The 15,838-nt window shown below is 37.9% G+C and carries 9 protein-coding genes; all 9 read right to left on the bottom strand.

Translation table 11 applies throughout. From position 1 onward, the window contains the following. Nucleotides 1-10 precede the first annotated feature (10 nt). The 9 genes from RNZ46_RS11720 to RNZ46_RS11680 all read right to left on the bottom strand — a co-directional run bounded on the left by RNZ46_RS11720 (nucleotide 11) and on the right by RNZ46_RS11680 (nucleotide 15,708). The gene (locus RNZ46_RS11720) at nucleotides 11-1,162 is read right to left on the bottom strand and encodes a glycoside hydrolase family 18 protein (protein WP_316982383.1); all 1,152 of its coding nucleotides are present in this window, start codon (nucleotides 1,160-1,162) and stop codon (nucleotides 11-13) included. Between the two features lie 4 nt (nucleotides 1,163-1,166). Next, entirely contained in the window at nucleotides 1,167-2,240 is a 1,074-nt protein-coding gene (locus RNZ46_RS11715) for a carbohydrate-binding family 9-like protein (RefSeq protein ID WP_316982382.1), read from the bottom strand. A 49-nt stretch (nucleotides 2,241-2,289) separates the two neighbouring features. Further along, a complete protein-coding gene (locus RNZ46_RS11710; protein WP_316982381.1) occupies nucleotides 2,290-3,261 on the bottom strand; it encodes a glycoside hydrolase family 130 protein in 972 nt (323 codons plus the stop codon). A 96-nt stretch (nucleotides 3,262-3,357) separates the two neighbouring features. After that, nucleotides 3,358-5,235, bottom strand: a complete 1,878-nt coding sequence (locus RNZ46_RS11705; protein WP_316982380.1) for a sodium:solute symporter family protein — start codon at nucleotides 5,233-5,235, stop codon at nucleotides 3,358-3,360. A gap of 28 nt (nucleotides 5,236-5,263) precedes the next feature. Further along, on the bottom strand, nucleotides 5,264-7,513 hold the full coding sequence (locus RNZ46_RS11700) for a GH92 family glycosyl hydrolase (protein ID WP_316982379.1): 2,250 nt from the start codon (nucleotides 7,511-7,513) through the stop codon (nucleotides 5,264-5,266). Between the two features lie 438 nt (nucleotides 7,514-7,951). Beyond that, nucleotides 7,952-8,746 (bottom strand): endonuclease/exonuclease/phosphatase family protein, encoded by a 795-nt coding sequence (locus tag RNZ46_RS11695; RefSeq protein WP_316982378.1) that lies wholly within the window; start codon nucleotides 8,744-8,746, stop codon nucleotides 7,952-7,954. A gap of 41 nt (nucleotides 8,747-8,787) precedes the next feature. Further along, nucleotides 8,788-10,554, bottom strand: coding sequence for a DUF4091 domain-containing protein (locus tag RNZ46_RS11690; RefSeq protein WP_316982377.1), 1,767 nt, complete (start codon nucleotides 10,552-10,554; stop codon nucleotides 8,788-8,790). A gap of 10 nt (nucleotides 10,555-10,564) precedes the next feature. Further along, on the bottom strand, nucleotides 10,565-12,103 hold the full coding sequence (locus RNZ46_RS11685) for a sulfatase (protein ID WP_316982376.1): 1,539 nt from the start codon (nucleotides 12,101-12,103) through the stop codon (nucleotides 10,565-10,567). Nucleotides 12,104-12,357: 254 nt separating this feature from the next. Beyond that, entirely contained in the window at nucleotides 12,358-15,708 is a 3,351-nt protein-coding gene (locus RNZ46_RS11680) for a glycoside hydrolase family 2 TIM barrel-domain containing protein (protein WP_316982375.1), read from the bottom strand. Between the last annotated feature and the right edge of the window lie 130 nt (nucleotides 15,709-15,838).

The raw sequence follows: 15,838 nt of genomic DNA, 5'->3' as shown, positions 1-15,838 counted from the left end.
AAAGATACGCTTATTTCAAATTTTTATAGAGCGTGTTTAGCAACTCTTGGTCTTTATCCAAACTATATTCCCAAAACATGGCGCCGCCCAAGCCTTTTACTTTGATATAATCGGTTTTTAATTTGATGTCTTTAGGAGTATCGTATGAAATAAAAATACTGTCTTTAGCATTCCATAAATAGGATGCTTTTGCAGATTCGTCGTATAATGTCTTGTAGTTACCTGATTTTATTTTTTCTACAATATCCCAATAGGCTACAATGATGCCGCCTTCATTGGCAGGCTCGTACAAACCGTCTTTTACAGAACTTACTTTGCCCCATTGACGACCGTAAAACGGAATGCCCATAACCAATTTATCGGTGGGCACACCGGCTTCAATATGTCTTTCAACAGCTTGCACACCACTGTTCACATCGTATTTATCTTTATCCGATGGGTGCAAATTCGCATGATGTCCCGTTTGGTGCATCCACCCATTAAAATAATCGTAACACATAATGTTTATAAAATCGAGGTGTTTATGGGCTTCACCTAAATCAGTATTATCAATATAGGCTTGGTCTGCGCCAGTGGCAATGGTTAACAAATAATGATTGCTGTCTTTTTTACCTTGAACATCCAAAGCTTCGCGGATGGTTTTTATTAATAACGTGAAATTATCTTTATCTGAAGGACGGAAAATATTATCCTCAGCACGTTGCCCAGGATATTCCCAATCTAAATCCACACCATCAAAACCGTGTTTTTTTAGTAAATCGACACAACTTTGGGCAAACTTTTGTCTTGAAGATTCAAAAGCGGCCATGGTTGAAAATTGATCGGACCACACCCAACCACCAACGGAATACAGCACTTTTAAATCTGGGTTTTGTTTTTTAAGCCCCATTAAAGTGGCAATTTTTGCGGCATCGGTTTCCAGCTCGAATGCGGCTTTGCCGTCTACGATATTGGCAAAGGCGAAATTGATGTGCGTGAGTTTTGTGGCATCGATTTTTGAAAAATCGTAATCTTCGTAACCCGCAGCGTAGCCTATTATTTTATAATCCTTATTTGATTTTTTTTCGGTTGATTCAACCTCTTTTGAAACTGATTTTTTTTCAGTGCCGTTTGAGCACGTAAAGAAAAGTGTAACTAATACGATGTATGCTATCTGTTTCATTTTTTTATTGTTTAAAAAAATATCCGTCCTCTTTAACAATTAACACCTTGTTTGAAAATGGGCTTTTCGCTGATATCGTCCATCCAAAGCTGTGGTTTTCAATAGTTGGTTTTATTTCATGGCCATCGACAATAATTTTAGGCATTTTTAAATCATTGATTGATGCTGCCGATACTTTATTGGCTTTAATATACGCTTTATTAGCCCGAAAAAGCTCGTATAATTTCCACTTGATGTTTTCATCTTTCGGAATTTCAAAAATGACATCGTTACCAACTTCTTCCGAAGAAAAATACACATAACCCCAAGTTTCCGGCAGATGCATATTAATTACACCGGTTGGCGTCCACACCCAATTGTACTCAGGCAAAAATTTTCCGTTTTCATCTTTTTTTCGAGCATATTTGCCATTTATAATGTCGTGGTCCCAATTCACTCGAGAAAAGTTTACCCGATAAAACTGGTCTCTTGGCACATTATCTTGATGGTAAGCGGTACGTAAATCCTTAAACGGAATGGCGATTTCAAGCGTCCAGCTTTTATCGATATCGGTTGGGTTGTTTAGTGTGCCATCAACCGTCACAGCCGATTTTAAACCGGTATAATTCCAATCGTTTAACGCTACGTTATTGGATTCGCGGTACGGTTTGTTAATAAACAAATCCCAAACCGTGTTGAGCGCATTGATTTCTAATTCGTAATAATTGTGTGTATCGCCGTTGGTATCTATAAACACTTCAAAATCGTTGTTAAAAAAAACAATGGCATCGCGTTCGGTAATATCACCCCAAACGTGAGGCTCTTTCATTTCGACCAAAATGTAATAGTAATTTTCGTCCCAAAGCATTTTTACATTGGTTTGGTATTTTGGGGTTTTATCGCCTTCAATATCAGTAAAATTGTGAGTCCATTTTGCTTTTCCCCAAACGGTTTCATCAGCTTTTCCATCAATGGTTAGCGGTTCCGAAATTTTATGAGCAATATAGGTTTTCGGTACAATCTCTATTTTTGATTGGGCATGACCCAATAAAGTCACACCGAAAAAAAACACACTTAAAAACTTACATTTGGTATTCATCTTAAAAACTTTAGTCACTTTTAACTTTAAATACTTCAAGCACTATCTTCTACAAACTATTATCTTTTGTAAACTGAATGACTTCGCTTAATTTCCCATAGGCCAAACCTACTGCGGTATCGGCTGCACCGTAATAAATGGCTAATTTATCCTCTTTTTCGTCATGCAAAGCGGCACACGGAAATACCACGTTGGGCACATCGCCCATCAATTCGTATGGCGCTGCCGGTCCTAATAAGTAAGGTTGGGTTCTGTATTTTACTTGATCGGGTTGGTTTTCATCCAATAGCGCTGCACCCATGGCATAGCGAAATCCGTTGCAGGTTGTAATAACCCCATGATATATCATTAACCAACCTTCTTTTGTTAAAATTGGAATGGGGCCTGCACCTATTTTGGTGCATTGCCACGCGCTATCTTCAAAGGCGGTTGCCTTCATCACGCAGCGGTGTTCGCCCCAGTATTTCATGTCGGGACTATAACTGATGTAAATATCGCCAAAAGGTGTGTGCCCATTATCGCTTGGGCGACTTAACATCGCGTATTTTCCATTGATTTTTTGAGGAAACAACACACCGTTTCTGTTAAATGGCAAAAAGGCATTTTCACACTGAAAAAACTCCTTAAAATCGAGGGTATAACCTATACCAATAGTGGGCCCGTGGTAGCCATTGCACCAAGTAATCCAATAACGATCTTCAATAAACACCACCCGTGGGTCGTATTTATAATCCGATTCAATCATATCGGTATTTCCCGCTTGCATTTTTATGGGTTCGTGATTGATTTCCCAATCGATACCGTTTTTACTAAAACCAGCAAAAATATTCATTTGCACCGCTTTATTGTCGCATCTAAAAACACCAGCATATCCATCTTCAAAAGGCACTACGGCACTATTAAATATACTGTTTGAGGTTGGAATATCATATCGGTTTATTATAGGGTTTTCGCTATGACGCCATATAACATCTTGACAACTTTCAGGTTTATCCTGCCAAGGAAAAGGTCTATTTTGCATTACTTTGTTTTTTATTTGAGAGAGTTCTTTTTTATAATTTATTTCAAGCTCATTCGAATGTCTCGAATTAATATAACAAAAATACAACCCCTAAATTTAATTCTTATATTTTTTTACTTTATCTAGCCAAGTGAATTTTAATATTACGGAGGTGATTGCAAAAACCAACAAAGCCCACAACGTTTTTGGGTAATCTCTTACCATAAAATAAATAGGCAATAAAATCATGCTAGATTGCCAAACAACACCAATAACACAATTAATCATATCGCTTATAAAACCATTGTTTTTTGTGAATGTTTCGTCCTCGTTTTTAAGTACTTTATATACAGGATTCCACCAACCCCACGGCCTTACGTTACTATAAAAACTTTTTAAGATTTCCATATTGGTTGCTGGCGTTAACCACGTGCCTAAAAACGACCCTAAAAGGGATACAAAAAATATGATAGGGAATATATAGATAGCTGGTATTTGTGCTAAGTCATGAAGCAATGTACCAACTTCAAAATTTGCTTTGTTCTGGTCGAGTAAAAACTGAAGGGTTGCAATAATTAAACCTGCTAACATGCCCCAAAAATAGCCCCATCCGTTAAAGCGCCACCAAATCCATTTTAAAAAATTTGCAGCTACATAACCGCCAAAAAGCGCACTCGTAATCCATAAGGTTAATGAGTTTATGGAGTCTGCAAAAAACCCCATAATAACACCAACAGTTACCAAGGCAAACGATGCTAAATGACTGGCCTTTATATAATGCTTTGGCGTGGCTTCGGGTTTAAAGTATTTTTTATAAATATCGTTTACAATATAGGCAGGACCAGAATTTACAAATGCTGAAAATGTAGACATAAACGCTGCCAAAAGTCCGGCTAGCAACAAGCCTTTTACCCCCACAGGCACATGAAAATTAATCACTTTTGGAAGAATAATTTCCAGATCGTTGGATCCAATACTTTGTAATGCGCCCAATTCTGGGGTTAAAAAAACCAACCCAATAACCACAATGCCTCCAATTAATAAATAGCGCGGAATAAACAACACTAAATTGGTAAAACCGCTCATATAAGCTGCTTCTTTAACCGAGCGCGTTGACAAAATACGTTGCATATCGTAGCTTGGAGTTGGGCCAGCGATACTTGCAAAAATGCCTTTAAACAAAGACATGCCAATAAATGCCCCAAACATTTTGTAACCTTGGGAGTCTATTAAATCGTTAAAAGCCTGTAACTTTCCATCCCAAAAACCTTCAAGTTGCATTCCAAATGCCAGTGAAGTCCATTCGTCCGGAATAATGGCTGTAATTTGTGCGTCACTTATAGTTACAAAAGCGTAAACAGCAACCAAAATACCAGCTAAAACCATAATGCCGTATTGCAAAACCTCTGTGGCTACCACCGAAAACATACCTCCTTTTATGGTGTAAATCGTGGTTAGAAAAATAATAATCAATGCATAGCTTTGTTCAGACAATAACAGGGTACTATGGCCCATACTTAAAGTTAAATCCCAGGGCAAAATAATGGTCATAAATTTACCAACACCTTCAAAAAAATAAGCGATAAAACCAATGGATGCCACAATGGCAAAAATGGCTACTATAAGGTGCGATGCCCTACCCGCTTTATCATCGCCAAATCGAGTTAAAATCCATTCGGAGCCGGTCATGATATTCGAGCGACGGATCCAAGCAGCAAGAAAAATCATTATAAAAATTTGGTTCCAAATTGGCCAAATCCACATAAACATAAAGCTTTTAGCACCGTACAAAAACAGGATACCAACCATCCACGCCGTTCCAGAAACATCGAACATTCCCGAGCCATTACTCAATCCCAAATAATACCATTTGATACTATTTCCGCCCAAAAAATAAGAATCTAATCCTTTTGAAGCCTTTTTAGAAATCCAAATCCCTACACCTAATGTTAATATAATGTAGATTACAATTATTGATACATCAATGATATCCATTTGCGGTTGGTTGTTAGTTGGTTAGTTTTTAATTATCGGCTGTTCCCCAATTTTTATTCGGCTCGCTTCCCATTACAAATTTCAAGGTACCTCCTTCCAAAATTTGGCTATGCGAAATAGAAGTTTGGTTAAAATCTGTGCCATTTAAGGTGGCCGATTGGATGTATATATTCTTATCTGAAACGTTTTGGGCTTCAATTACAAAGGATTTTCCTTCGGAAAGATTAATGGTTGCTTTCTCGAAAATAGGACTTCCAATTTCGTATTCCGCGGAAGCGGGATTCATAGGATATAATCCAATGGAACTCAAAGCATACCAAGCACTCATTTGTCCGCAATCCTCATTACCGCTCAATCCATTGGGTGTGGTGTTGTATTGCGTATCCATGATATGGCGTGCCCAATATTGAGCGCGCCAAGGCTGATTGGCATGATTAAACATGTAAGCAATGTGATGACTCGGCTCGTTGCCATGGGCGTATTGGCCGATAAGCCCTGTAATGTCTGCCGAAATATTATCGCCGGTGATTTCAGAACTTTCCGTGAACAGTTGTTCTAATCGGTTTGTAAAAGTACCGTTGCCTCCGTGTAAAGTAATTAAATCATCTACCGCATGTGGCACAAACCAACTGTGTTGCCACGCGTTACCTTCGGTATAATCAGTTTGTTCGCGGTGGTTGGAATGCTTGGGATCGAAAGGCTCGTTCCACGATTTGCCATCTTCAGCTTTACCGCGCATAAATCCTGTTTTGTTATCAAATAAATGCTGATAGGCTTTTGAGCGCTTCAAGAAAAATTCGTAATCATCATTTTTCCCTAAAGCCTTCGCCATTTGCGACACACACCAATCGTCGTAAGCATACTCCAATGTAATGGTAACCGATTCGTCTATTAAATTATACGGAATATAACCGTGCTTTTTATAATGATTCAATCCGCGCTCGTCTTGCATCATCGTCGTTTTCATAGCTTCATAAGCTTTTTCGGCATCAAAACCACGAATGCCTTTTAGGTAAGCTTCAACGATAACCGGAATGGAATGATAGCCCGTCATCGTATTGGTTTCATTGGCATAAAGGGTCCAAACGGGTAAAATCTTTTTGGTTTCGTAATATGCCAACATGCTATTGATAATATCTGAAACCTTATTGCTTGCCACCAAGGTCAACAACGGATGTTCTGCTCGAAACGTATCCCAAAGTGATAATGTGGAATACGCCGTAAATCCATCGGCGGTTACAATTTCATCATTTTCTTTTCTGAATTGGCCGTTCTTATCGCTGTAAGTAACCGGTGCCACTTGAGCGTGGTACATGGCGGTGTAAAAAATGGTTTTTAAGGAATCGATTGGGGTTTCTACTTCAATTTTTGTTAGGGCTTCATTCCAAGTGTCTTCGGCTTCAATTTTAACTCTATCGAAATCAAATTCACCTGTTTCCAAATTTTCTTTAGCATTTTCAATACTTACGGAAGACAAGGCTACTTTTGCAAACAATTCTGATGCATCCTGAGCATCAAAAAATAATTGGGCTGAAGTTTTTATGCCTTCGGAAGATGCCGTTTCAACACGATTTCCATCGGTATACACATGATGCTGTGTAATGGGTTTTGAAAACTTAGCCACAAAAAACACTTTTTGGTTTGCTGCCCACCCTTTGCTGAATCTATACCCGCTAATGGTATATTCGTCTTCAACAGTAATTGAAGTTTTTACAGCTTTGTCCCAATTTATGGCAAAGCCCAAATCGATAACGACAGATTGTGTATCGTTTTTAGCGAACGTGTATTTATGGTACGCCGTTCGTAAGGCTGTTGTTAACTCTACGTTTACATTATGGTCTTCTAAAAACACTTGATAATAACCCGGTGATGCCTTTTCGTTTTTATGACTGTATTTAGATTTGTAGTTTAAAGAATCGCGCGACAAAGGTGTTGGCGACAAATCCACTTCCTTGTTTATGGGCATAAACAGGATATCGGCCAAATCGCCAATACCCGTTCCGCTTAACGCTAAATGGCTAAAACCAACCGCGATGGAATCGGAATAATGGTAGCCCGAGCACCAATCCCAAGCGCTAATACCATTAACTGGTGTAACTTGCAACATCCCAAAAGGCACCGTTGCCCCCGGATAAGTATGCCCATGGCCGCCTGTGCCAATAAACGGATCGACATAAGCGGTATTTTTGGATATGTTCTGAACTGGCTTTCTATCTTCTTTTTTACAAGAAATAAAAGCAACGAAAACAAGAATTATAACGGTGTATTTTTTTAACATTGTAAATGTATTTTATAAATTAAATAAATATCTTCAATTTTAACGGCGTGGTTAAGTATTTTAGACTAATAACAGCGTAGCGTAGCTAAACAACAAAAACAATCGGTCTTTTGATTTATCACCACATGGACATCTTACTTTTTTTGTTCATAAAACCCACTTTTTAAAAAGAATTAAATGGCTACTATTTTTACAAGATAATTAAAACTTACAACTTTTTATTTTCAAAAAACCATAAATACTCATTGCTATTGATGCAAAAAAAGTATTGGTTGTAGTTTGATTATTAGTAGATTTCAAGTTAATATATCCTTAATTTTGGTGTGTAGTTTATGATTATATTTTGAGTTAGTCACATAATTTAATCAAATTTAATTATGAGTTTTTCATGTAGTTTTTAAAGGGCAGAAATTATCTTATTTTTTGCCCTTTATTTTTTTATCCATCGATTAATTCCAATACACTTAAAACCGGTCGGTGGTCTGATGCTTTTTCTTCTTCAATAACTTTGGTTTCAATTACGCGCCACCTATTTGCCGGTCGATAAAGGATGTAATCTATTTTTATTTTCGGATTTACCGCCGGATATGTTGGTGTGTTATTTAAAAATGATGGTGTCCATTCCTTATATAAAATCTGTATGGTTTCAGTTTCTGGAGTTGCGTTTAAATCGCCTGCTAAAATGGTGGGCAAATCGTTATTAGCAAAAATGGCATTGATTTGATTCGCTTGATTTATTCTATCGGTTTCATCTTTGGTGTGGTCTAAATGCGTACCCACAAACCTAATGGAGTCACCACTTTTAATTTGCACGTTCACTTCCAATGCGGTGCGAGGCTCTTTATTTGCTCTTGCTGCCAACGCATGATTTTTAGTGCTTAAAAATGAATTTTTAGACAACACTCCTTCGCCGTATTCGCCACCATCAAAAGCCATGGCTTTTCCAAAAACAGCTTGCATTTTTGTTCGTAATCCCAACTCGGTAACCAAATCCATCTTTAAAACACGGTTGGTTTTAAAATCTACTTCCTGCAATGCCACTAAATCGGGTTTGGTATCGCTTATAATTTTGGCCAATAAATCTAAATCAAACGGTTTTGAAGCGCCTACCGTTTCGCCGTGGTAAATATTATAGCTTAGCACTCTCACCACGCGCGACGAATCGATACTGGTTTGCGCATGTGCCACGGTAAGCAATGTGGTAAAAAAAACTCCTAAAATATATCGTTTCATTTTAATGGTATTTACAGTATTCGTTTAAAATTAACTTCGATCTAATCCGTTACCCTTTTAGCCAAAAGATTTAAGGTGTTTTTAGCATCGGTCAATACTTCCTCTAAATTATCGGGACTTGTTGTAATATTAAATTGAGCCACCACATTATTTAAATGGTCCAATTCATCTAGCATGCCTTTAGCCTGTAAGTCCTCTCTAAGAATTCTAATTTTTTCGGCGTCTTCTATACCATCGCGCAGGGTTTCGAAACGGATTGAACTACGATTATCGGGGTACACAATATATGTATCGCCCGCTGGCCATGTTCTAAAACGTGAATCTTGCAACGGGTTTTCCACCCAACTGTTATAGGCCCAACGTAAAAATCCATCAAAATCGGCAGCCATGGTGTACCAACCAATAAACACACCTTCCGCTGGAGGCGAAAAGGTAAAGGTATTTGGAAACGCATCCGAACAGCATACATAATGCGTGCTGATATGATTTTTAGCTCTGCGTTTCACCAAATCTTCCGCATCGACAGGATGCCCAAAAGCAACCGACATATCTTTTAACTCATTAGGATAGAGTTTATAACTTTTATGATTATCGGCAAATGAAACTCCAAATTCTGGTGCATGTTCATTCAGTAATTTTAGCATCGCCTTCATTTCTTTTGGTCCGCGCTCGTCCATGGCAATTCTTGTAATGGTGTTCCAGCCTTTTGCCTCTATATGAGTTTTAAAAACCTTTAAAAAGGGCACCCAAATATCCTCATAAGCTTTAGTACCGGGTTCTGCTTTTATTTTAACTTCTTTGTTTTCGGCTTCATCAAAATAATAAAACTCATTGCCCCAAGGCACCATAGAGTAGCAACTAATTTGCTTTTTTACACCTAAATCCATCATAAATTGCACCCATTTATCAAAGATTGTAAAATCGTATTCCCATGTGCCGTCGGTTTTCTTATTCCAATCAATCATCGCTTCAAATTGGTCGAAGGTTTGTCCACCCCAAGGTCGTTTGTTTAAAGACACCGTGATGACTTTTTGTCCCGCATCGGCCAATCGTTTCATGAGTGGTTTTAACAAGTCCCAATGCGCTTGAGACCACAATTCGACATTGTGATAACGCGCCAAAGCAAACGGGTTTTGCCATAAATCTAAATGAAATTTCCAATCATTTGCTTTTGGTAAGGTTTTGTCGATGACATTTAAAGTAAATTCGAATTTTTTAGACTCTTGTCCGTCTATTTGTAATATAAAAACGCTTTTATATGTTCCGCTTTTTGCATCGGCGGGCACATCCATAGTAATCCAAATGGGCCTGGTTTCTTGCGCTTTTATGCTATAGGAAGTTATGGGCTCCAAAACATCGGCAGCTAAAGACGCATCAAAATCTTCGGGTTTTCTATAACCACAACCTTCTGCAAATTCATCGGTAATCACGTATTTAACAAAACTGATTTGTGCCATATTTGATGGTAAAACATCTCCGGAATCGGATTTAAAATCTGAAATTTCAGTAAATACATGATGTACGGAATCGTTACTCCAAAGCACCAATTGAGCTGATAAACGCTCGCCTTTCCAAGCGGTGCCACTCCAAGTATTTTTAGGTTGAATTTTAGGAATGACACTTTTTACAAAACGATGGTTTGTCGATGTAATGGATGCTTGTAATCCTTTTGGAATTGCCGACCAGTTTTCGGTTTCACTAGGAGATGGATCTTTGGGCTCGTGATAGGTTTGAGCCACTAAGACCTCTTTTTTTTGACAATTAAAAGTGATTAAACAAATACTTAATAAGAGTAAAATACGATTCATTATAATAATTTTAAAAATAAGCTTTTAACACGGCTTCGTTATCCGGCCAAGGCACTATTTGATTGGTGTTTGTGTTTGTTGGCATTTGGGCATTTACACTTCGCAAATAATGACTCAAATCGGTTGCCAATGCTTTGAGTTTTTCGGTTTCTTTAGTTGCTAAATTAGAAGTTTCCCCAATATCTTCCGCGATATTAAATAGCTCAAAACGGCTATCTAAATGGTAATAAATTAATTTCCAATCGCCTTGTCTTATGGTACTTGTGGCGCCAATTCCGGGTCCGGTTGGCCCCCAATTGTTTGGATAATGCCAAAACAACGTCCTGTTATTATTATCTTGTTTTTCACCTTTTAAAGTAGCGGTAAAACTTATTCCATCGGTAGTTTGAACGGTTTTATAATCATCAATTCCAGCGAGTTCAATGATGGTTGGGAAGAAATCTTCGATAATAACAAAGTCATCAGTTTTAGAGTTGGCTTTGGTTACTCCCGGCCACTTTACAAGCATAGGTTCTCGGATACCACCTTCGTGCACAGACCCTTTTCCGCTCGATAAAGGCTTATTGTGTGTATGTTTTTTACCACCGCGGGCGACGGCACTTAATCCACCGTTATCCGACATGAACAAAATAATGGTATTGTCAGAAATGCCTTTTTCTTCTAAATGATTCATGATATCGCCCAAGCTTTTATCCATGCCTTCTATTAACGAAGCATATCTAGCCTCGATAGGGTGCAACCCTTTGCCGATGTATTTTTGCTCGAATCTCGGGTCGCCTTGAATGGGCGTATGTACCGCATATTGCGACATGTAAAGATAAAAAGGCTTGTTGTTTTCAATCGCCTTGTCCATTGCCAAAATAGACTCACGCGTTAAAGCTTCGGTTAAAAAAATATCTTTTCCGTGGTATTTTTCAAGTCCAGGCACATCCCAAATGGTGGTGTTGCTATTTAGGTTTTTAAAATCGTCGTTACCGTAATAGCTTCCAGGTTGACCCGCAGCATGACCACCGATATTAACATTAAATCCCAAGGTTATTGGGTTTGCACTAGGAGTACCAATGGCTCCGAAATGCGCTTTCCCGACGTGAATGGTTTCATAACCATTATCCTTTAAAATCTGCGGCAATGGTGTAATATATACTGAGCGCGACACCGTATCTGTGGGTTGTGCACCATTTACATTCCACGCTGGCATTTGTAATCCTTTTGGTGGTTTTACCATGGAAATGTCGCGTTTAAAGGTCCAGTTTGTCACACGATGTCTAGCTGCGTTCATTCCAGAAATTAAACTCACTCGGGTTGGTGTACAAACAGGGGTGGCATAGGCTTGTGTGAATTTCATGCCTTGGCTGGCAAGCCGTTCCATATTTGGCGTTTCGTAAAGCTTGTTAAACGCTGTTTTCTCTTTCCAAAACGGTACCGAGGTATCTTGCCACCCCATATCATCTATCATAAATAAAATGATATTGGATTTTTCTGAAATTCCAATAACTTCTTTTTTATCTGATTTACAAGCTGCAAAAACAGTAAAAAACAAAATACTCAATACTGCTTTTTTTAAAGATTTAATCATGCGCTAAAACATCACCTTTTAATATTTCTTTATCCATGTTCAGTAATTTACAACAAACAACTAAATCGTTTCCACCCATAAATTTGCGATACTTTATCATTAACCAATGTCTGTTTTTTATTTCTAACATTTTAACCCTAACTTATCCTCTATAAATAGAAAGCCATCATTAATTAAAACACTGCAAACTAAAAGTACATCAACCGTTTTTAATACTGTTTTTATAATTATTCTGATGCATTATTTTTAGCTGCATACTTTTTACTCATTTTTATCAAATCTTCTTTTGAGCTGTTTTCAAAAGGAATTAAATAAAAGCCGTAAACATGTTTTTCGTCGCTTTTTAATTGATACTTCTCTTGTGGTTTAGAGTACCAGCTATCGTCTCCACCAACACCACGTTGGTCGTAGTCGATATTTAATTGCACCAAATCCTTTTCCTTAATATCAGTAGTGTGTTTTGAGGTATTGATTTCCGGAATGCCATCAATTTGATATTTATCGTCAACGGTTGTTTGGCCTCCATAATCTAAACCTTTGGTAGCATCAAAATCCTCATTTTCCATATGTAGTGCGCTAATGCCCAAACCTTTAAGCGTATTGGTTGCAACCGCCAATAAACCACTTTGGTTGCTGTTTAAAAAGGCCGTCCAGCGCACATCGGTTTTATAACCATTGTCTTGTGGACGAATGTACGGGACGTACTGATCTGACACTTTTGACTCGTATAAATCTATAAACGCCGAGGCTTTTCTGTCTTGATAATTTTCCCATGGGCCACGACCAAAATACATCATATTATCGTATTCCTTTTTTATTTGCATTCGCATGCCTACACGCGGAATATCACCCCTGTATTCGCTTTCGTTTAGAGTGTTGTTGATTTTTACAACGCCATTGCTGTAAAACGTATAAGTTGATACAAAAGTGGTTTCCACCCCCGGTAAATTATAAGTAACCAATAGTTGCACCTCACCATTTTTTAATTGTGAAAGGGCTACTTTTTCGACTTTTGAAAACAAGGATGCTTTTTTCCATTCAATATTTCTTATGTGCATTTTATTACCAAAATCGTTATCGGTTACACCACGCCAAAAATTCGGTTTAGGACCTTTACCATCATTTAATAGTTCGTTTCCTTTATAGTTATATGAAGTAATCCGTCCTTTTGATTTATTGAAAACCACCTTAAAATCAGTATTTGAAATATTTATTTCATCTGCTTTTTGCTCAACTTTAATTGAAGCTGTTAAAGGGATATTTACGGTTTCCTTTTCATATTTATTGCTTAACGGAATTTGCTCGCGTGCCACCTCGAACCCTTTTGGCAATAGACTCCAATCGGTTTTGGTTGTAGCGGACAAGTGTATAAAATACTCGGTGTTTTTCTTAAAATCGATACCATCAAGACTTACACGGATTAGTTTTCCGGTATTAGGCTCAATACTAATGGTTTCAAAATCGATGGTTTTTAAAACATTACCATCGGCTTTAATAGTTGCATTAATATTGAAGTTTTCAAGATCTGTAAAGTCGTATAAGTTTTCAACTAATACCCGTAATTCGTTGTGTCTATTTAATCCTTTACTTTTAAAATTGATAAATTCGTGCGCCTTTCTAACTTCATGCAAACCAGGTTGAGGTGTACGATCTGGGAATACTATACCGTTGTTTAAAAAGGTGTTGTCCGATGGCATGTTTTCGCCATAATCGCCACCATAGGCATAAAAACGCTCGCCTTTTTCGTTGGTTTTCCAAATGGATTGATCCACCCAATCCCAAATAAATCCACCTTGTAAATTATCGTAAAGCTCGATAATATCCCAATAATCTTGAAAATTACCGGTACTATTTCCCATGGCATGGGCATATTCACTCGGGATAAATGGTCTATCGGTTTTCGATTTTCCAATTTCTTCAAATCTTGCAGGACTTGGGTATTGTGGCACGATAATATCTGTGTTGGTATCCATATCGTATAAACTACCATCGTAGTCTTTATACGGACGCTCGTATTGTACCGGTCGTTTTTGTTTATCGGCAGCTTTCATGGCATCGTAACCCGCAAAAAAGTTGATGCCGTTTCCGGCTTCGTTGCCCATAGACCAAATAATAACAGACGGGTGGTTTTTATCGCGTTCCACCAATCTCACCATTCGATCTACGTGTGCTTTTTCCCAACTTTCTTTTTTGGCCAAGGAGTATTTACCGTAGTACATCCCGTGCGATTCAATATTGGCCTCATCAACCACATACATGCCGTAAATATCGCAAAGTTCGTAAAAGCGTCGTTGTTGTGGGTAATGGCTTAAGCGAACGGCGTTAATGTTATTTTCTTTCCAAAGCTTAATGTCTTTCATAATGAGTTCTTCAGGCACCACATGACCAGTTTCAGGGTTGGTTTCTTGCGTGTTCACACCTTTTAAAGTAATGCGTTTACCGTTAACCAATAGCAATCCGTTTTTAATTTCAACCGTTCTAAACCCTAATTTGGTTGGGATAACCTCTAAAACATCTCCTTTTTTATCCTTAACTGTTATAATGAACTCGTACAAGTTAGGATGCTCTGCACTCCATGGTTTTACAAGCGGTATTACGGCATTATAATTAACATCCATTCTACCATTTGAACCCACGAGTACTTTTAAATCTTTTGAGCTAATTTGTTTTTGGTTTTCGTCGAGCAATTGAAAACCAACTTGAACGTTTTGATTTTTTGATAAATGATTTTTTAAAGACACACTAACATCCAGCAAGCCGTTTGTATTTCCTTTATCAAGTGTTGCAGCAGCCTCAAAATCCTCAACCCTTACTTTTGGCTGTGCATACACATACACACTGCGCTCTATGCCGCTAATTCTCCAAAAATCCTGACATTCCAAATAGCTGCCATCTGTCCACCTAAAAATTTGGATGGCAATAGTATTATTTCCCACTTTTGCAGCCTTGGTAATATTGAATTCCGCTGGTAATTTACTGCCTTGGGAGTAACCCATATACTCGCCATTTAACCAAACAAAACCACCCGATTTCATGGCGCCAATGTGCAAAAAGAGTTCTTTATCGCCCCATGAATTATCAATTGTAAAATCTCTTCGGTAAGAGCCTACAGGATTGTAGTTACTCGGTACTTTACCGGGGTATTTAGGATAGATTTTATCGACAAATTCCATATCATCCGCAATGGGCGCTTTATAATCGGCAAACTCGTATTGGTGGTTTACATAAATAGGAATGCCGTAGCCTTCTACTTCCCAATTGGATGGCACTTTAATATCGTCCCAACTTGACACATCTTCCGAAGGGTTCATATAAGTGGTTGGTCTATCATTCGGATTTCTAACCCATTTAAATTTCCATAAACCATCTAAGCTTTGCCATAATCCATTTGCTCTGTTTATAGCATCTTGCCTTGACGGATACGATGTAAATGAAGCATGTGCATCTAGTTTATTTTCACTTATAACCTGTTCGTTTTCAATATAATGTTTGTAATCTGTTATTGGATCTTTACTTTGACTATGTATTGAAAAAGTAAAAAAGAGGGCAGTAATAACTAAGGTGTTTTTTAAAATCATGGCTTAGGATTTAATCTGAAAATTAAATTTCGTTATAAAATGTAAATATAAAAAACTCGGGGTGTTTTTTTTAATTTGTAAAGATACTAGAAGCAAAAGGTATTTACTAACACTTTATTAGCCCAAAGTG

This window comes from Hwangdonia lutea (genome assembly GCF_032814565.1).
GTDB classification, from domain to species: Bacteria; Bacteroidota; Bacteroidia; order Flavobacteriales; family Flavobacteriaceae; genus Hwangdonia; species Hwangdonia lutea.
Note: the sequence above shows the minus strand (reverse complement) of the source record. Positions and strands in the feature narration are given on the sequence as shown.